Annotated in this window: 12 protein-coding genes and 3 rRNA genes; 10 read left to right on the top strand and 5 right to left on the bottom strand. The window is 53.5% G+C overall.

The genetic code is table 11. From position 1 onward, the window contains the following. Window positions 1-47: 47 nt before the first annotated feature. Entirely contained in the window at window positions 48-1,235 is a 1,188-nt protein-coding gene (locus CPH17_RS00610; protein ID WP_074395951.1) for an acetyl-CoA C-acyltransferase, read from the bottom strand. Between the two features lie 125 nt (window positions 1,236-1,360). Between CPH17_RS00610 and CPH17_RS00615 the strand changes: the two genes are divergently transcribed. The 8 genes from CPH17_RS00615 (at window position 1,361) to rlmM (ending at window position 13,472) form a co-directional block, all read left to right on the top strand. Next, the gene (locus tag CPH17_RS00615) at window positions 1,361-1,924 is read left to right on the top strand and encodes a TetR/AcrR family transcriptional regulator (protein ID WP_074395952.1); all 564 of its coding nucleotides are present in this window, start codon (window positions 1,361-1,363) and stop codon (window positions 1,922-1,924) included. Window positions 1,925-2,113: 189 nt separating this feature from the next. Then, window positions 2,114-3,778, top strand: coding sequence for an AMP-binding protein (locus tag CPH17_RS00620; protein ID WP_074395953.1), 1,665 nt, complete (start codon window positions 2,114-2,116; stop codon window positions 3,776-3,778). Window positions 3,779-3,804: 26 nt separating this feature from the next. Then, entirely contained in the window at window positions 3,805-4,572 is a 768-nt protein-coding gene (locus CPH17_RS00625; RefSeq protein WP_074395954.1) for an SDR family NAD(P)-dependent oxidoreductase, read from the top strand. Window positions 4,573-4,812: 240 nt separating this feature from the next. Next, on the top strand, window positions 4,813-6,618 hold the full coding sequence (locus CPH17_RS00630; protein ID WP_096297815.1) for an acyl-CoA dehydrogenase C-terminal domain-containing protein: 1,806 nt from the start codon (window positions 4,813-4,815) through the stop codon (window positions 6,616-6,618). A gap of 557 nt (window positions 6,619-7,175) precedes the next feature. Continuing rightward, window positions 7,176-8,708 (top strand): 16S ribosomal RNA (locus CPH17_RS00635). 310 nt (window positions 8,709-9,018) lie between these two features. Beyond that, window positions 9,019-11,910, top strand: a 23S ribosomal RNA gene (locus CPH17_RS00640). 136 nt (window positions 11,911-12,046) lie between these two features. Then, window positions 12,047-12,162: ribosomal RNA gene (rrf, locus tag CPH17_RS00645) — 5S ribosomal RNA — on the top strand. Together the 16S, 23S and 5S rRNA genes form the textbook arrangement of a ribosomal RNA operon. Window positions 12,163-12,401: 239 nt before the next feature. Then, window positions 12,402-13,472, top strand: a complete 1,071-nt coding sequence (gene rlmM, locus CPH17_RS00650) for a 23S rRNA (cytidine(2498)-2'-O)-methyltransferase RlmM (RefSeq protein ID WP_172822095.1) — start codon at window positions 12,402-12,404, stop codon at window positions 13,470-13,472. 2 nt (window positions 13,473-13,474) lie between these two features. Here rlmM and CPH17_RS00655 read toward each other — a convergent pair whose 3' ends face one another. Then, window positions 13,475-13,762: an antibiotic biosynthesis monooxygenase family protein gene (locus CPH17_RS00655; protein WP_074395956.1), complete on the bottom strand. Its 288-nt coding sequence runs from the start codon at window positions 13,760-13,762 to the stop codon at window positions 13,475-13,477. A gap of 28 nt (window positions 13,763-13,790) precedes the next feature. On the opposite strand from CPH17_RS00655, the gene tusA reads away from it, so the two are divergent. After that, window positions 13,791-14,042 (top strand): sulfurtransferase TusA, encoded by a 252-nt coding sequence (tusA, locus tag CPH17_RS00660; RefSeq protein WP_096297817.1) that lies wholly within the window; start codon window positions 13,791-13,793, stop codon window positions 14,040-14,042. Window positions 14,043-14,088: 46 nt separating this feature from the next. On the opposite strand, the gene CPH17_RS00665 is transcribed toward tusA, so the two are convergent. The 3 genes from CPH17_RS00665 to CPH17_RS00675 form a co-directional block, all read right to left on the bottom strand. Continuing rightward, window positions 14,089-14,784 carry a hypothetical protein gene (locus CPH17_RS00665; protein ID WP_074395958.1) on the bottom strand — a complete coding sequence of 232 codons (696 nt, stop codon included), beginning with the start codon at window positions 14,782-14,784 and terminating at the stop codon, window positions 14,089-14,091. A 115-nt stretch (window positions 14,785-14,899) separates the two neighbouring features. After that, entirely contained in the window at window positions 14,900-15,895 is a 996-nt protein-coding gene (locus CPH17_RS00670; protein WP_074395959.1) for a DUF3080 family protein, read from the bottom strand. Then, window positions 15,892-17,331, bottom strand: coding sequence for an MATE family efflux transporter (locus CPH17_RS00675; protein ID WP_096297819.1), 1,440 nt, complete (start codon window positions 17,329-17,331; stop codon window positions 15,892-15,894). The genes CPH17_RS00670 and CPH17_RS00675 overlap by 4 nt, the downstream gene beginning before the upstream one ends. Window positions 17,332-17,416: 85 nt before the next feature. Between CPH17_RS00675 and CPH17_RS00680 the strand changes: the two genes are divergently transcribed. Next, window positions 17,417-17,992 (top strand): elongation factor P hydroxylase, encoded by a 576-nt coding sequence (locus tag CPH17_RS00680; RefSeq protein WP_074395961.1) that lies wholly within the window; start codon window positions 17,417-17,419, stop codon window positions 17,990-17,992. Window positions 17,993-18,082 lie beyond the last annotated feature (90 nt).

Genomic DNA, 18,082 nt, shown 5'->3' on the forward strand with positions numbered 1-18,082 from the left:
ATTCTGCCAGGGTGCTAATCGGTGTGATTTAGCCTTGAAATTGCTGGTTAATCGATTAGCTCTACGGCGATGGCCGTTGCTTCGCCACCGCCAATGCATAAGCTAGCAATGCCACGTTTGCCACCTTTAGTACGCAATGCATGGATCAAGGTCGCGATAATGCGTGAGCCGGTAGAGCCAATCGGGTGGCCTTGGGCGCAGGCACCGCCAAAAACGTTGACCTTGTCGTGGGGCAGCCCCAAATCATCCATTGCCATCAGTGTCACCACGGCAAAGGCTTCGTTGATTTCAAATAGATCAACGTCATTGACGCCCCAGCTTAGCTTTTTCATCAGCTTTTCAATCGCGCCCACAGGGGCGATCGTGAATTCACTCGGGTGGCGTGAGTGGGTCGTGTGCCCCAACATGCGTGCTAGTGGTTTAATGCCGTGTTGATCTGCCGCTGCCTGACTCGCTAAAAGAAGTGCCGAAGCGCCGTCCGAAATTGAGCTTGAGTTGGCGGCGGTTATCGTGCCCTCTTTGGCAAAGGCAGGGCGCAGCTGGCGAATTTTATCCAGCTTGGCCTGGAACGGCTGCTCGTCATGTTCAACCAAGGAGTCGCCCTGGCGAGAGGTGACGGTTACAGGTGCCATCTCAGCTGCTAAGTGGCCTGCATTGGTAGCCGCCATGGCTCGCTCGAGCGAGGCAATGGCAAAATCGTCCAGCCGCTCGCGGGTGTAGCCACGTTGAGACGCGACATCCTGGGCGAAGACGCCCATCAACTTACCTGTTTCAGCATCTTCCAGGCCATCCAGGAACATGTGATCTTTCAGCTCACCATGGCCTAGCCGATAACCGCTGCGTGCCTTGGTGAGCACGTGCGGGGCATTGGACATGGATTCCATACCGCCTGCAAGGATTATATCGCCACTGCCTGCTTTGATCAGATCGTGAGCCAGCATAGTGGCTTTCATTCCCGAGCCGCACAGCTTGTTAATAGTGGTGGCGCCGTTGGCATCGGGGATGCCCGCCTGACGCATAGCTTGCCGGGCCGGCCCTTGCTTGACGCCAGCAGGTAATACACAGCCCATAATGCCTTCTTCGACCGTTGCAGGGTCGATGCCTGCACGCTCAATCGCAGCGCGGATGGCCGTCGCGCCCAGCTCAGGTGCACTCAGGCTTGACAGGCTGCCCATCATGCCGCCCATGGGGGTGCGCGCAGCCGACAGAAATACAATGTCTGTGGCGTTACTCATGGTGTACTCCTTAAAGGTTATTGTGATTATCTCGCTGAGTGGCGCGCTATGCGTTGACCCGTTGCCGGTGCTGTGGTCTTCTCCTGGGTAACCAAGCAAGCGCTAGTGTGAACAACATGAATGTAATGAATGCCTCTCCACGTCGCAAGGAATTAACACGCCTTGCGGCTCAGCTTTTTGTCCAAGAAGGTTTCGACCGCACCACGGTCCGTATGCTGGCGCAGGAAATGGGCATTAAGTCCGGTAGCTTGTTTCATCATTTCAAAGATAAGCAAGAAATCCTGGCGGCGGTAATCGAAGAAGGAACTCACAATGCCCTTTTTATCGCACGCCGGGCTCTCGAAAGCTGTGGAGAAACCCCCGAAGCACGCCTCCGTGCGATGGCGCGAGCTCATCTGGAAACACTATTTACCGACCGCAATGCCCACGTGGTAGCGCTGTTTGAATGGCGACGTTTAACCCCGGCTGCCAGTGCTCACCTCAGTCATCTACGCGATGCTTATGAGGCGCAATGGGTCGCCGTAATCGATGATGCGTTGGCCGCTGGGCTGATTCATGGGGACCGTTTTTTGGTCTCCCGCTTTATCTTGGGCGCGTTAAACTGGACGGTACGTTGGTATGATCCCGACGGGCCTAGGACACCAGATGATTTAGCCGATGAACTGGTTGCGATGATTATGGCCCGCTAAGCATACGTCAGTCATTGGCCTCTCTCGACTAACGTATAACCATCAAACGCGGCTACTCGCTTGCGCTTCACCGCGTTTGCTTTTAGCTTGGGTTTTATTCAAAGGGTTCCGTTAACGTAAACTGATAATTACAACGCTCGCGACTGCGTAGCCCGATGCTCACTACCAACAATATTTAAGAGAGCTATCATGACAGCGACATCACAACCCAATTATTCGGATTACCTTGATACGTTTTCCATCGGAGAGGTGATTGCCAAGCTTGATGACCATCAGGACGGCCAATTAAACGCTTTCGAAGCATGTTGTGGGCGCCATGTTCGTGCAGGTCGGGGCCATGTGTTGGCTCTGGTGCAAGAAGATGTAGACGGGGCGACGCACACGTTGAGCTACGCAGAGCTTGATCAACAAAGCGCTAAACTGGCGGGTTGGTTTCAAGGTCAAGGGTTGGGCGAGGGGGACCGCATCGCGTGTATGCTCCCCCGCTCGCTACCGTTGCTGGTGGCGGTACTGGCGGCTTGGCGTATTGGCGCGGTTTACCAACCGTTGTTTACCGCCTTTGGCCCTGATGCGGTGGATTATCGCCTTGGACGGGCTGATACCAAGCTAGTGATCACGGACCATGTGAATCGTTACAAGTTTGATGGCTTAAGCCAGTGCCCGCCCGTATTGGCGGTGGGTGGTTCAACAAGCGAGCATCCAGACGACCACGATTGGCACGCAGCGTTGACGCATGCGTCAATGGAGGGTGAGCCGCCGCGCTTGGCACCTGAAAAGCCCTTTTTGCAGATGTTTACCTCTGGAACGGTCGGTAAGCCTAAAGGCGTTGCCGTACCGCTTTCCGGTATGACGGCGTTTGCCCTCTATATGGAGCTTGCGGTTGACCTTCGGGAAGATGATCGTTTCTGGAATATGGCGGATCCGGGCTGGGCTTATGGCCTTTACTATGCGATCGCCGGCCCGCTGCTACTAGGGGTAACGACTCACTTTTGCGAAGCCGGATTTACTGCTGACGGTGCGCTTGAGTTTATGAAGCGCCACCGAATTACCAACTTTGCCGCAGCGCCAACGGCCTATCGATTGATGAAAGCGTCCGGTCTATTTGATGATGCTCATCAGACCTTGGAGCTTCGCGCCGCGAGCTCTGCCGGCGAGCCCCTTAACACCGAGGTCGTTACCTGGGTAGAAAAGTCGCTGGGATGCTCTGTCATGGATCACTACGGTCAAACCGAAACCGGGATGACGTGTAACAACCATCATGCCCTTGATCATCCCAAACATGTCGGTGCCATGGGTGTGCCCATGCCAGGGTACCGCTTGGCGATTCTGGACGCTGAGTATAATGAGTTGCCGCCTGGCGAGCCGGGCGTTTTGGCCGTGGATATTGAGCAATCCCCGGCGCACTTTTTTCAGGGCTATACCTGGCAAGAGAAAGACCCTTTTGTGAAGGGTTATTACCTGACTGGTGACGTGGTGATTCGTAACGAGGATGGCTCGTTTCAGTTCGCCGGTCGCGATGATGACATCATTACCACCTCTGGCTATCGGGTTGGCCCGACCGATGTCGAAAACAGCGTCATGGCGCACCCCGCGGTGGCGGAATCGGCGGCGGTCGGCCAGCCTGATGAAATCCGTGGCGAGGTGATCAAGTCGTATATTGTGTTGCGTGATGGCTATGAGCCTAGTGAGGCGCTTGCGGAGGAAATTCGCCAGCAAGTGCGCGAGCGATTATCGACCCACGCATTTCCTCGTGTCATCGAGTTTGTCGACGAGCTGCCCAAAACGCCCAGTGGCAAGATCCAGCGCTTCAAATTGCGTGCCCAGGCGGCTGAAGACGCCAACCTGAGTCAGTAACGCTTTAATAACAGGGAAACATCATCATGCAAGTGAAGGATCATACGTTTTTAATCACCGGAGCCGCTTCCGGGTTGGGGGCCGCCACCGCCGAGCGCCTGGTCGCCGGAGGGGCCCGCGTGATGCTCTGCGACTTAAACGAAAGCGTAAACGCCCATGCCCAGACGCTGGGGGAGGGTGCTCAAGCATGCCTGGCCGATATCACCTCTGCAGAGCAAATGCAGCAAGCGGTTGATAAGGCGGTTGCGTTAGGAGGCGAGCTTGGGCTATCTGGGGTTATACACTGTGCAGGCGTGGTGAGCGTAGCCAAACTGGTCGACCGTGAAGGCACGCCGGCTGATCTGGACAGCTATGCGAAGACGATCAATATCAACCTGGTGGGCACTTTCAATGTAATGCGCTTGGCCGCTGCGGCGATGGCTAAAAATGCTCCTGATGAAAGCGGCGAGCGCGGTATCATTATCAATACTGCATCTATCGCTGCGTTCGATGGCCAAGTAGGTCAGTGCGCCTACAGTGCATCTAAAGCTGGCGTTATTAGTATGAGTCTTCCCGCCGCGCGCGAACTATCGCGTCATGCTATCCGGGTGATGGCCATTGCCCCTGGCGTATTTGAAACGCCCATGATGAGCGAGATACCTGACGATGCAGCCCAGGCGTTGGCTGCCGCGGTGCCTTTCCCCAAACGGCTGGGCAAGCCTGAAGAATTTGCCCAGCTAGCCGAGCAGATTATCGCTAACCCCATGCTGAACGGTGAGGTGATCCGGTTGGACGGAGGGATTCGAATGCAGTGATTAAGCAATACAGCGTATTGATTGCTTAAAAACAAGACCTGCCAGCGCTATTGTTGGCAGGTTTTTTCTTTTTAGTCAGCTGTTTATTATTACTTCTACCAAAGTAGTGGCAAGTTGAGTCGATTAATTCAAACGAGCGCTTGACTCGCTGTTGGCTGCACGTTAATTTCAAACATGTGTTTGAAAGCCGTTCCCTATAAGCGTTTGTTGCTTTCAGCCCCCTGTTTTAGGAGAAGTGCCATGCCCAGCTACCAGGCCCCCTTACGTGACATGCGTTTCGTTATGGACGAAATGTTTGACTACCCCAGTCATTACGCATCGCTACCCAACGGTGATGAGGCTTCTCCAGATGTGGTTAGTGCCATTTTGGAGGAAGGTGCCCGCTTTGCTCGCGAGGTGTTGCTGCCTATCAATCAAAGCGGCGATGAAGAGGGGTGCCTGTTAGAAGGAGGAGAGGTTAAAGCGCCTAAAGGCTTTAAAGAGGCCTACCAGCAGTACGTGGAAGGGGGCTGGCCGAGTCTGGCCGCGGACCTTGAGCAAGGTGGTCAGGGCTTGCCGCCTTCGTTGGCGATGATGCTCTCCGAAATGATCTGCGCAACTAACTTGGCATGGGGGATGTATCCGGGGCTTTCCCATGGCGCAGCCGATGCGCTGAAGCATCATGGTACTGAAGAGCAAAAGGCGGCCTATCTTACCAAGCTGGTTGAAGGCGTCTGGACGGGGACCATGTGTCTCACCGAGCCGCACTGCGGAACCGACCTCGGGCTCATCAAAACCCGCGCGGTGCCCGTTGAGGGCGATGCGTATGCAATTACCGGTACCAAGATTTTTATCTCGGCGGGTGAGCACAACCTTGCCGAGAACATCGTGCACTTGGTGCTGGCAAAGCTCCCCGATGCGCCTGAAGGCTCCAAGGGTATTTCACTATTTGTCGTCCCCAAATTCCTGCCGAATGCTGAAGGCAATCCTGGCGAACGCAATGGCGTGGCCTGTGGCTCTTTAGAGCACAAGATGGGTATTCATGGTAATGCCACCTGTGTCATGAATTTTGACGATGCGACCGGCTACTTGGTGGGGCCGCCCAACAAAGGGCTGGCGTGTATGTTCACCATGATGAATGCCGCACGTCTCGGCGTCGGTATTCAGGGGCTGGGGTTGATCGAGGCCAGCTTCCAGAACTCACTCAGCTACGCCCGCGACCGGCTGCAGATGCGCGGTCTGTCAGGTAAGCAGGCCCCTGAAAAGCCGGCAGATCCGATCATCGTTCATCCCGATGTGCGCCGCATGCTGCTAACGCAGAAAGCCTTTGCTGAAGGCGGGCGCATGTTGGTGCTGTATACCGCGCAAATGCTAGACGTGGTCGAGCATGGGCAGGCCGGTGAAGAGCGAGATCACGCTGAAACCCTGCTTGGTTTGCTAACGCCTATCGTTAAGGCTTTCCTGACCGAAGTTGGTTTTGAAAGTACCAACGAGGGCGTACAGATCTACGGAGGCCATGGGTTTATCAAAGAGTGGGGCATGGAGCAGTTGGTACGTGATGCGCGTATCACCCGCCTTTATGAAGGCACGACCGGTATTCAGGCGCTGGATCTGCTGGGCCGTAAGGTGCTCATGAGTCAGGGTGAATCGCTAAAAGTGTTCACCAAAGAGATTCACAAGTTCTGCAAGGCAGAAGCCGATAACCCTGACCTTAAAGAGTTTGTTGAGCCGCTGGCCAAGCTGAACGCTGAGTGGGGTGAGCTGACCATGGGCGTGGGCATGAAAGCTATGCAGGACCGTGAAGAAGTCGGTGCAGCGAGCGTTGATTACCTTATGTACTCCGGCTACGTCACGTTGGCTTACCTGTTTGCTCGCGCCGCCAAACAAGCCTCCCTCTCTCTGACGGGCGATGAAAAGGCCTTCTATGCTGCCAAGTTGAATACGGCACGTTTCTATTACCAGCGGTTATTGCCGCGCACCAAAGCGCATGCGCAGATGATCCAATCGGGTGCGGGTAGTCTGATGGCGATCTCCAGTGAAGACTTTGGCCTAGGGTTTGAAATTTGATTAACGGTTGACGCGGCCACAGGCCGCGAGTGGGCACTCTCTGATCAGGTGTTCTGGTCGGTGGTTTGCGGCAGGCTTGGTTCTTTGAACCAGACCTGCCGCTTTTTTATTTTTAGCATCCTCTTGCCAGCCCGGCGGTGAAGCCGTAAAGTACGCATCCGCTGCCGGGGACGCCAAGCGTTGCTGGCGGTGGGAGGGGTTAAAAATCCTCGGTTTGTCAGTGAGTTAGGTTGCTGATGGTGACAGTGGGTTTGCATCACCTCGCGCCAATTAGTCATTGACAACCACCCGGAAGTGCGTAGAATACGCCTTCCTCGCTGAGGCCAAGCCGTTCACCGGTTGGCCGGTTTTGTAAAGCGAAACGCTCTTTAATAATTTGATCAGGTAATTCATGTGGGCGCTTGCCGATGAGGGTGATAAATCACCTATTATCAAGGCAAGCGACTCAAGCACTACGGCTTTTCGAAGCCGATACTGAATGAATTCGTTTGACCCTTGAGCCAAGTTTGGTTCGCTTCTGTCGCTTTTGGGTGGCAGGTAAGAACCGCAACGATCTTAAACTGAAGAGTTTGATCATGGCTCAGATTGAACGCTGGCGGCAGGCCTAACACATGCAAGTCGAGCGGTAACAGATCTAGCTTGCTAGATGCTGACGAGCGGCGGACGGGTGAGTAATGCATAGGAATCTACCCGGTAGTGGGGGATAACCTGGGGAAACCCAGGCTAATACCGCATACGTCCTACGGGAGAAAGGGGGCTTTGGCTCCCGCTATCGGATGAGCCTATGCCGGATTAGCTGGTTGGTGAGGTAACGGCTCACCAAGGCGACGATCCGTAGCTGGTCTGAGAGGATGATCAGCCACATCGGGACTGAGACACGGCCCGAACTCCTACGGGAGGCAGCAGTGGGGAATATTGGACAATGGGGGCAACCCTGATCCAGCCATGCCGCGTGTGTGAAGAAGGCCCTCGGGTTGTAAAGCACTTTCAGCGAGGAAGAACGCCTGGTGGTTAATACCCGCCAGGAAAGACATCACTCGCAGAAGAAGCACCGGCTAACTCCGTGCCAGCAGCCGCGGTAATACGGAGGGTGCAAGCGTTAATCGGAATTACTGGGCGTAAAGCGCGCGTAGGTGGCTTGATAAGCCGGTTGTGAAAGCCCCGGGCTCAACCTGGGAACGGCATCCGGAACTATCAGGCTAGAGTGCAGGAGAGGAAGGTAGAATTCCCGGTGTAGCGGTGAAATGCGTAGAGATCGGGAGGAATACCAGTGGCGAAGGCGGCCTTCTGGACTGACACTGACACTGAGGTGCGAAAGCGTGGGTAGCAAACAGGATTAGATACCCTGGTAGTCCACGCCGTAAACGATGTCGACCAGCCGTTGGGTGCCTAGCGCACTTTGTGGCGAAGTTAACGCGATAAGTCGACCGCCTGGGGAGTACGGCCGCAAGGTTAAAACTCAAATGAATTGACGGGGGCCCGCACAAGCGGTGGAGCATGTGGTTTAATTCGATGCAACGCGAAGAACCTTACCTACCCTTGACATCTACAGAAGCCGAGAGAGATCTTGGTGTGCCTTCGGGAACTGTAAGACAGGTGCTGCATGGCTGTCGTCAGCTCGTGTTGTGAAATGTTGGGTTAAGTCCCGTAACGAGCGCAACCCTTGTCCTTATTTGCCAGCGGGTAATGCCGGGAACTCTAAGGAGACTGCCGGTGACAAACCGGAGGAAGGTGGGGACGACGTCAAGTCATCATGGCCCTTACGGGTAGGGCTACACACGTGCTACAATGGCCGGTACAGAGGGCTGCGAGCTCGCGAGAGTCAGCGAATCCCTTAAAGCCGGTCTCAGTCCGGATCGGAGTCTGCAACTCGACTCCGTGAAGTCGGAATCGCTAGTAATCGTGAATCAGAATGTCACGGTGAATACGTTCCCGGGCCTTGTACACACCGCCCGTCACACCATGGGAGTGGACTGCACCAGAAGTGGTTAGCCTAACTTTGGAGGGCGATCACCACGGTGTGGTTCATGACTGGGGTGAAGTCGTAACAAGGTAGCCGTAGGGGAACCTGCGGCTGGATCACCTCCTTAAACGATGCATTATCCTCGCGGTAAGCGCTCACAATGAATTACCTGATCAAGAAACTGCCGATACGCAGTGATAAGCGTTGTCTTCACATTGAAAAAAGAAAAAAGACCTTTTTTTAAAGACCTTTCTTTTTCTTTTAAAGTGAAAAAAGCATCCGCTTATCACTGCGCATAGCAGTCGCTCTTTAACAATGTATATCATGCTGACAGGAACGTGTTTTGAACACGTTCCTACGTAATTGTTTTGTGATACGTCTCAAGCGTATCCGGCAATCGTTATCATTGCGAGATACCAGACTCCTTCGGGTTATAGGGTCAAGCAATGAAGCGCACACGGTGGATGCCTAGGCAGCCAGAGGCGATGAAAGACGTGGAAGCCTGCGATAAGGCTCGGCGAGGTGGCAAACAACCTGTGACCCGGGCATTTCTGAATGGGGAAACCCACCGATCACAAGATCGGTATCCTGTCCTGAATCTATAGGGCCAGGAGGCGAACCAGGGGAACTGAAACATCTAAGTACCCTGAGGAAAAGAAATCAACCGAGATTCCCCCAGTAGCGGCGAGCGAACGGGGACCAGCCCTTAAGCATGTGACTGATTAGGCGAATGCGTTGGGAAGCGCGGCCGTAGCGGGTGATAGCCCCGTAGTCGAAAATCTGATCATGTGAAATCGAGTAGGTCGGGGCACGAGAAACCTTGACTGAAGACGGGGGGACCATCCTCCAAGGCTAAATACTCCTGGCTGACCGATAGTGAACCAGTACCGTGAGGGAAAGGCGAAAAGAACCCCGGAGAGGGGAGTGAAATAGATCCTGAAACCGTGTGCGTACAAGCAGTAGGAGCCCACTTGTTGGGTGACTGCGTACCTTTTGTATAATGGGTCAGCGACTTATATTCAGTGGCGAGGTTAACCGTATAGGGGAGCCGTAGGGAAACCGAGTCTTAACTGGGCGACACAGTCGCTGGATATAGACCCGAAACCGAGCGATCTATCCATGAGCAGGGTGAAGATTGAGTAACATCAATTGGAGGCCCGAACCAGGATCTGTTGAAAAAGATTTGGATGACTTGTGGATCGGAGTGAAAGGCTAATCAAGCTCGGAGATAGCTGGTTCTCCTCGAAAGCTATTTAGGTAGCGCCTCACGTATCACCGCCGGGGGTAGAGCACTGTTTCGGCTAGGGGGTCATCCCGACTTACCAACCCGAGGCAAACTCCGAATACCGGTGAGTGCGAGCGTGGGAGACACACAGCGGGTGCTAACGTCCGTTGTGAAAAGGGAAACAACCCAGACCGTCAGCTAAGGTCCCGAAATCCTGGTTAAGTGGGAAACGATGTGGGAAGGCTCAGACAGCTAGGAGGTTGGCTTAGAAGCAGCCATCCTTTAAAGAAAGCGTAATAGCTCACTAGTCGAGTCGGCCTGCGCGGAAGATGTAACGGGGCTAAACCAGGTACCGAAGCTACGGGTGCGTTCTTAGGAATGCGCGGTAGAGGAGCGTCGTGTACGCCGATGAAGGTGGATTGAGAAGTCTGCTGGAGGTATCACGAGTGCGAATGCTGACATGAGTAACGATAAAGGGAGTGAAAAACTCCCTCGCCGGAAGACCAAGGGTTTCTGTTCGACGCTAATCGGAGCAGAGTGAGTCGGCCCCTAAGGCGAGGCCGAAAGGCGTAGTCGATGGGAAACGGGTCAATATTCCCGTACCGGACATGGTTGCGATGGGGGGACGAAGAAGGCTAGATGAGCCAGGCGTTGGTAGTCCTGGTGAAAGTCCGTAGGCTGAGGGTTTAGGTAAATCCGGACCCTTAAGGCCGAGAGACGAGACGAAGACACTAAGGTGTTGAAGTCATCGATGCCACGCTTCCAGGAAAAGCCTCTAAGCTTCAGATCATGTGCGACCGTACCCCAAACCGACACAGGTGGTCAGGGTGAGAATCCCAAGGCGCTTGAGAGAACTCGGGTGAAGGAACTAGGCAAAATGGTGCCGTAACTTCGGGAGAAGGCACGCCGGCGTATTGTGAGAGCCCTCGCGGCTTAAGCGAGAACCGGTCGAAGATACCAGGTGGCTGCAACTGTTTATTAAAAACACAGCACTCTGCTAACGCGCAAGCGGACGTATAGGGTGTGACGCCTGCCCGGTGCCGGAAGGTTAAATGATGGTGTTAGGATTCGTCCGAAGCTCTTGATTGAAGCCCCGGTAAACGGCGGCCGTAACTATAACGGTCCTAAGGTAGCGAAATTCCTTGTCGGGTAAGTTCCGACCTGCACGAATGGCGTAATGATGGCCACGCTGTCTCCACCCGAGACTCAGTGAAATTGAAATCGCCGTGAAGATGCGGTGTACCCGCGGCTAGACGGAAAGACCCCGTGAACCTTTACTATAGCTTCACACTGGACGCTGATGTTGCCTGTGTAGGATAGCTGGGAGGCTTTGAACTTTGGACGCCAGTTCGAAGGGAGCCAACCTTGAAATACCAGCCTGGCATCATTGGCGTTCTCACTCAGGTCCGTTATCCGGATCGAGGACAGTGTGTGGTGGGTAGTTTGACTGGGGCGGTCTCCTCCCAAAGCGTAACGGAGGAGCACGAAGGTACCCTCAGCACGGTCGGACATCGTGCAATGAGTGCAAGAGCATAAGGGTGCTTGACTGCGAGACAGACACGTCGAGCAGGTGCGAAAGCAGGTTCTAGTGATCCGGTGGTTCTGTATGGAAGGGCCATCGCTCAACGGATAAAAGGTACTCCGGGGATAACAGGCTGATACCGCCCAAGAGTTCACATCGACGGCGGTGTTTGGCACCTCGATGTCGGCTCATCACATCCTGGGGCTGAAGTCGGTCCCAAGGGTATGGCTGTTCGCCATTTAAAGTGGTACGCGAGCTGGGTTTAGAACGTCGTGAGACAGTTCGGTCCCTATCTGCCGTGGGCGTTGGATGTTTGAGAAGGGCTGCTCCTAGTACGAGAGGACCGGAGTGGACGCACCTCTGGTGTTCCGGTTGTCACGCCAGTGGCATTGCCGGGTAGCTATGTGCGGACGGGATAACCGCTGAAAGCATCTAAGCGGGAAGCCCCCTTCAAGATGAGACATCCCTGAGGCCACGAGCCTCCTGAAGGGCCCAGCGAGACCAGCTGGTTGATAGGCACGGTGTGGAAGCGCTGCAAGGTGTTGAGCTAACGTGTACTAATGGCCCGTGAGGCTTGACCCTATAACACCCAAGGGGTCTGGTCGTGATGATAACGAGAGAACCGGATACGCGCACTGAGCCGACTGTTGACGACACAGGGCTTGGTAAGAGAGACGCCACAAAACACCGTACAGCATGATAGACATTTAAAGTTACGCCTGACGACCATAGCAAGCGTGAACCACCTGATCCCATGCCGAACTCAGCAGTGAAACCGCTTCGCGCCGATGGTAGTGTGGGGTCTCCCCATGCGAGAGTAGGTCATCGTCAGGCACTTATTTAGCGAAGCCCCGGCCGTTTGGTCGGGGCTTTGTGTTTAGGGGTCTCCCCATGAAGAGTATCGGAGCGCCGACCGGGTAACCGTCAGGTACTTATTTAGAAAAGCCCCGAGCACAGTGTGTTCGGGGCTTTTTGTTGCGCGGAAGAAAATAAATAACGCAGCATAAGTGATATCATGCGGGCCAATTAATTAGGCGGCTATCACCGTTGGTGATGGACATAATCGAGGTGAAGTGGTGAGTGAAATAGTACCCACGTCGTGGCTAGTTTACTGCCGTCCAGGGTTCGAAAGCGATGCCCTGGCAGAAATGCAGTATCACGCAGCACTACATGACGTGATCTGTGAGCCGTCTTACGGCGAGGGTTGGGTAAGCTTAACGCGAGTCGATGGCGAGCCGGTGAATGATTTGCACCGCCACGCAGCGTTTAAGAAACTAATTTTCGCACGTCAAAGCCTGGCTGCTTTACCTGCCCTCACTCTGTCACGTGATGATCGCCTTACCGCTATATTGGAGCAGGTTAAAGCCAGCCGCTGGAATTTCGAACAGATTTGGCACGAAACGCCGGATACCAATGACGGTAAAGCGCTGGTCGGGCTGATCAAAGCGCTTACAAAACCGTTGGAAAGTATGCTGAAAAAGCGTGGGGCTTTAAGGCGTAGCGCGGGCGCACGACGCTTACATATTTTCTGGACTGACGGTGATAAAGTTCAGCTGGCGATGAGCTTCCCAGGCAATCGTAGCGATCTAATTAATGGCATTCGACGTCTTCGTTCCCCATCACGAGCTCCCAGCCGTTCAACGCTTAAGTTAGAAGAGGCGTGGCATGAGTTTATACCGCGAGAAGAATGGGACAAACGCCTAGCGGACAACATGCAGGCGGCTGACTTGGGGGCGGCACCCGGAGGCTGGACATGGCAGTTAGTCCAGCGAGGGATGTATGTATATGCGATCGACAATGGTCCCATGGATTCACAGCTGATGCGAACGGGGCAAATTGATCATCTAAAAGCAGATGGCTTCACTTGGGAGCCGCCGCAGCGTTTGGATTGGCTGGTCTGCGACATTGTTGATAAACCCGTGCGTGTGCTAGCCATGGTTGAGCGATGGTTGATTCGAAAGTGGTGCAGAGAAGCTATTTTTAACCTTAAGTTACCCATGAAAAAACGCTGGGAAGAGGTATCACGTTGTTTGGCAATGTTAGAGAGTTCGTTATCCGAAGCAAACGTGTCTGCAGACATTGCGTGTCGTCATCTTTATCATGATCGTGAAGAGGTGACCGTACATGTAAGATTGAAGCACTAAGCTTAATAGCTGGCTTCATAAATTCGGATTGTTTCTTCTTCTGTTAAAAGCGGTAGAATTTGCTGCATTGCGTTGGCCCGCGCTTCGCTATGATGCCATTCATTCCAAGCGCGTAGGTTGCGCCATTTGGTAATCATTAAACGACGGTCAGTGTGGCCAAGTTCAACAAGGCTCTCGCCGCCGACAAAGCCGCGAGCGCCTAATGAAACACGCATGGCTTCACGAGCGGCTTGTTCATATTCTTCTTCAAGACCGGGCATAATACGCCGTTCAATGATGATTTTGATCATAGATTAAGTCTCAGCTCTGAGGGTATCGATGTCTGACATTATAAAGGATGCGCCACACTATGATGTGCTACTGGATACCAGTGGCCTTTATTGTCCTGAACCGATTATGCTGATGCATAATAAAGTCCGTGATATGGCTTCTGGCGATGTACTAAAGGTCATTGCTACAGACCCTGCTACTACTCGCGATGTGCCTAAATTTTGCCAGTTTCTAGGCCATGAATTGCTGCAGCAATATTCAGAGTCTGACCAGTATTGGTATTTTATACGTTTGGCATAGATGTTGTTAAGTCAACACGGGTTACCTTGATAACCCGTGCGATTCCTTATTCCTGCGGCAAAACTACAATGGCTAGTGCGTCAAGAGTGGCTGGGTCTTCCTCTAAAATGCGATTGGCAATATGGCGCTGAAAAAAGTAGACGCTTTGATGTATCGACTTTGCGCTGTACAGGCAGTCATCTCCCAACAAGATAGGTGTCATTTTGGCTTTATCTTCATCAGCAAGCAGGGCATCAATGCTGCCATCGCTATACAACCGCCAGCCGTAAACAGGCTTCATCTGCCATGGGCTATCGGGCCGGTTCATGCATAACGCATGAGTGCCTAACGTATCGGGTAATTGCTGGATAAGTGTGATGCCACCAGAGGATTCGTATTCAAAATATTCAGCGGCGGAGGCAAGCTCATCGGCTTTATGGTCGGGTGGGACGTCGAAAATTTCTTCCGTTTCAGGATCTCTATAGCCAATAAATCGACCGTCTTCATAGCGGTGAAGCTCGTGACAATCGGTTAGCTGTTCCATCCAGGGCACTAACCCAACGACGTGGCCGTCTTCTCTAAGTCCCCATGCAAGCAGGGGCATCCCGTAGTAGCTGTCCGGATCCGACGCCAACTGATATACCATTTCCAATCCATCCAGCTCTGGCGCTAAACGCACAAGCGTTTTACGCGCCTGATGACGCTGACGTACAGAATCCAGGTCGATGACCTGGGCAGAGCGGGGTGACAGGGGTGCGCCCATAGTGTCCCTCCTTCATGCTGCGTGGCCACGACATTGGCAAATCAGTGAGTTTCTGTTTGCCGCATATCTCACCAATAGCACAGGTTGGCCTGAAGGTTAAGGGAAAATTAGCGTTTTAATCAGTCGCGCAATGGGCAAACCGGGATCTGGCACGGTCGTGGGTATCTATCGCCGCTTGAAACTGCTGCCAGGGTGAATTGCGCGCCGCCAATGATAGCCACGTTGACTGATACGCTTGCAGAGCCTCTGGCGCAACGATGGGGTGGCGATTGATTAAGTTATTAACGGCGGTTAACCAGCGTTTGGCGGAGTGAGAAAACGTGGTTAAGCGTTGCTGATCCCACATCGGTAAGCACGTCTCGTTCGGCGCGGCGTATTGATTTAGATATTCGCTAGCGTCGTTAAGCCGCTGAGTCGCTAGCATAAGCGTGCGCAGTATTTCGGCGGTTAAAGGGCGTGCCCGAAGCGTGTTTAGGTGTTGCTCCAGCCTCGATGAATCTTGGTGCCACGCAAGGCTGAATTGATGCTCAACCATTTGCTGTAAGTAATGCACTGCGTCTAGCTGAGACTCAATATCCGGCATAGCACCGATCTTCAAAGGGTGGCTGGCCCGAGCAAAACTGGCGATCCATTCATCTGAGTCAAATAGTGCATTCCAACTGACATAGGGCAGTTGAGACGTTTTAGTACCCGTTAAGCGTCGCAGTCGTTCGCGGCTTTCTTCACTTAATTCCTTGGGAACATTGCTTGTCCAGCAGAGCGTCAAGCGCTGCCAAAGTGTCCTTTCATATAGCCATTGCTGACTGGGCGGGGCCACTTTGCCTAGTTGATTATTGCGAGCAGCCACCAAGGATGTGATATCACATTCTCGCAATGCGTAGATGTTTAGTAGCGAGTCTCGTGTTTCGTCGATATCGAACAAGCGTGCTTTGCGAGCAGGGAATTCGCCAATGTTAGGCGGTGATTGTCTCTCAATACTTCCATCGTCTAACGCGTTTTCCAATTGTTGGTAGTAAGCCGACCAAGGCTCTTCTGCTTGGTGCTTATCACCGCAGCCCAGCAGTGTTAATGGCAATAGCCACTGAGCCAATACCCGAAAATATCGCTTCATCTTACATCCTGAGTACTGATGTACCGTCGACTGATAGCGTGCAGGCGCCAAGCCAGTAGTAAAGCGGCGGTGCTTAAACCGGCAATTAAGCCAATCCAATAACCATGAACGCCTAGTGGGCCGAAGGCACTTCCAGCGCCTCGTGAACCTAGCCAGTGGCCTCCTCCAAGGCCCACCAGCCAATAAGAGAGTACTGTAATCACCATTACGACACGGGTATCTTTATAGCCTCTAAGAGCGCCCGCCAAATTCACTTGAAGCGAATCGGAAAGTTGAAAAATCGCCGCTAGCGCCACAATCGAGAGTGCTAGGGTTTGTATGGCTTGATTAGATGTGTAGAGCGTGATGACTGGGGCTGCTGTTGTCCAAAGGAGTAGGCTATTAAATGCGGCGACAACGACACTAATCACAATACCGTTCCAGGCTACGCAGCGGGCCTGGCTCATGCGTTGTTGCCCGAGCGTATTACCTACACGCACAGTAAGCGCCATGCTAAGTGACATGGGCAGCATAAACAGGATGGAGGTATAACTAAGCGCCACTTGGTGCGCGCCGACGGTGACTTCGCCAAAGCTGGCGATAAATAACGCGATAAGTGTGAATAAAGTGACTTCAACGAAAATTGCCACGCCGATGGGTACACCAACAATCAGTAGCTCCTGTATGCCATGCCACTTGGGGAGCGTCAAACGTTGCCATAACGCAATGCCTTGATATTGGTGGGTACGGTGTGTGTAAAAAGCCATCGCGATCGCCATGACCCACATGGAAAGCGCGGTGGCGATGCCACACCCCAGCGCGCCCCAAGCAGGCAGCTGTTGCACTGCACTAGGTAGCCAGGGTCCCAGTAGACTGACCAAACCGTCGCCGCCGTAAATCAGCAGATAGTTGGCAGGTATGTTGACTGTTAAGCCGATTAGACTGATCCATAGGGCAGGTCGTGTATGGTTCATGCCATCCGAAAAAGCCCTAAGCGCCTGAAAAAGTGCAATGCCAGGCATGCCAAACGCCACTGCTGAAAGGTAGGCAGCGGACGAGTTGGCTACCTGACGGGGCACCTCCATTAAGTCAAAAATAGGCAGTACCGTTACCCAAAGCAGCAGTGCTGCCATCAGACCCAGTGCGATTGCCACCCAAAGCGCCTGATGCACGGCCGGGCGAATAGCGTTGTGGCGTTGCCCACCCAGCAGGTGCGCAACGATTGGGGTTAGCCCCATCAGCGTGCCGGTCATAAACAGCATTAACGGCATCCACAGGCTAGAGCCGACCGATACAGCCGCCAACGAGGTGGCGTTGTGGCGACCTGTCATCATCACATCCACCACGCTCATGCCCGCCTGGGCGAGCTGTGCACCACAGATAGGCAGGGCGAGACGGACAAGTTGGCGCGTTTCTAACCAGTAAATAGAATTGAATTTATCAAACACACGACCCACGCAGTAACTCCTGAGCAATGCGGCCCTCAAAGCACACTAGATTAGCAGGTATACTGAACCAAATTATGATGTTGATGAGGCTAATGTGAGTAACAGGCAACCGCAATGGACGCTCGAAGAGGTGACGGCATTATTCGACGGCGTTTTTTTCGAACGTTATCAAACCCGCTTAGTGAGAGGTGGTGATGAGCCGTTGTATCGCCCTGCCGATGATCAAACGCCTTATCATCAAATTATTTTTGCTCATGGCTTTTTCGCCAGTGCTTTACACGAAATTAGCCATTGGTGTATCGCAGGCGCGGAACGGCGGCGACAAGAAGACTATGGTTACTGGTACTTGCCTGATGGTCGGAATGCCGAACAGCAGCGAGCGTTTGAACAGTCAGAGATAGCCCCGCAAGCATTAGAGTCACTGTTTGCTGAGGCGTGTGGGCGTGAATTTCATGTCAGCGTTGATAACCTCGGCGGCGATGCGGCAGTTGATCGTGATGCCTTTCAAAAGCGAGTGATGGCCCGGGCAAAACGCTACGAACGTGAAGGCTTGCCTCTGCGGGCCAACGCCTTTCGTCATGTCTTACGCGCGTACTATCAACAGGGGCTAGCGCGTGAGGTTGCACTCGCTCAAGGGCTTGAAAAGTTGAAACGCAAACAACTATGTTGAGAGGTTGTGTTTATAGTAAGACCTGAAAAGCGAGCGACATGCTGTCTTTAGACTGCATGGCCGGGACTAGCGCTTCGAACTCAGCACCCG

Origin of the sequence: Halomonas sp. hl-4 (assembly GCF_900215475.1) — a bacterium.
Lineage (GTDB): Bacteria > Pseudomonadota > Gammaproteobacteria > Pseudomonadales > Halomonadaceae > Vreelandella.

Excerpts from the sequence above, each read along its gene's own strand:
- CPH17_RS00620 (WP_074395953.1), top strand. The coding sequence starts at position 2,114 with ATGACAGCGACATCACAACCCAATTATTCGGATTACCTTGATACGTTT.
- CPH17_RS00615 (WP_074395952.1), top strand. The coding sequence starts at position 1,361 with ATGAATGCCTCTCCACGTCGCAAGGAATTAACACGCCTTGCGGCTCAG.
- CPH17_RS00655 (WP_074395956.1), bottom strand. The coding sequence starts at position 13,762 with ATGATCAAAATCATCATTGAACGGCGTATTATGCCCGGTCTTGAAGAA.
- CPH17_RS00610 (WP_074395951.1), bottom strand. The coding sequence starts at position 1,235 with ATGAGTAACGCCACAGACATTGTATTTCTGTCGGCTGCGCGCACCCCC.
- CPH17_RS00670 (WP_074395959.1), bottom strand. The coding sequence starts at position 15,895 with ATGAAGCGATATTTTCGGGTATTGGCTCAGTGGCTATTGCCATTAACA.
- CPH17_RS00630 (WP_096297815.1), top strand. The coding sequence starts at position 4,813 with ATGCCCAGCTACCAGGCCCCCTTACGTGACATGCGTTTCGTTATGGAC.
- CPH17_RS00665 (WP_074395958.1), bottom strand. The coding sequence starts at position 14,784 with ATGGGCGCACCCCTGTCACCCCGCTCTGCCCAGGTCATCGACCTGGAT.
- tusA (WP_096297817.1), top strand. The coding sequence starts at position 13,791 with ATGTCTGACATTATAAAGGATGCGCCACACTATGATGTGCTACTGGAT.
- CPH17_RS00625 (WP_074395954.1), top strand. The coding sequence starts at position 3,805 with ATGCAAGTGAAGGATCATACGTTTTTAATCACCGGAGCCGCTTCCGGG.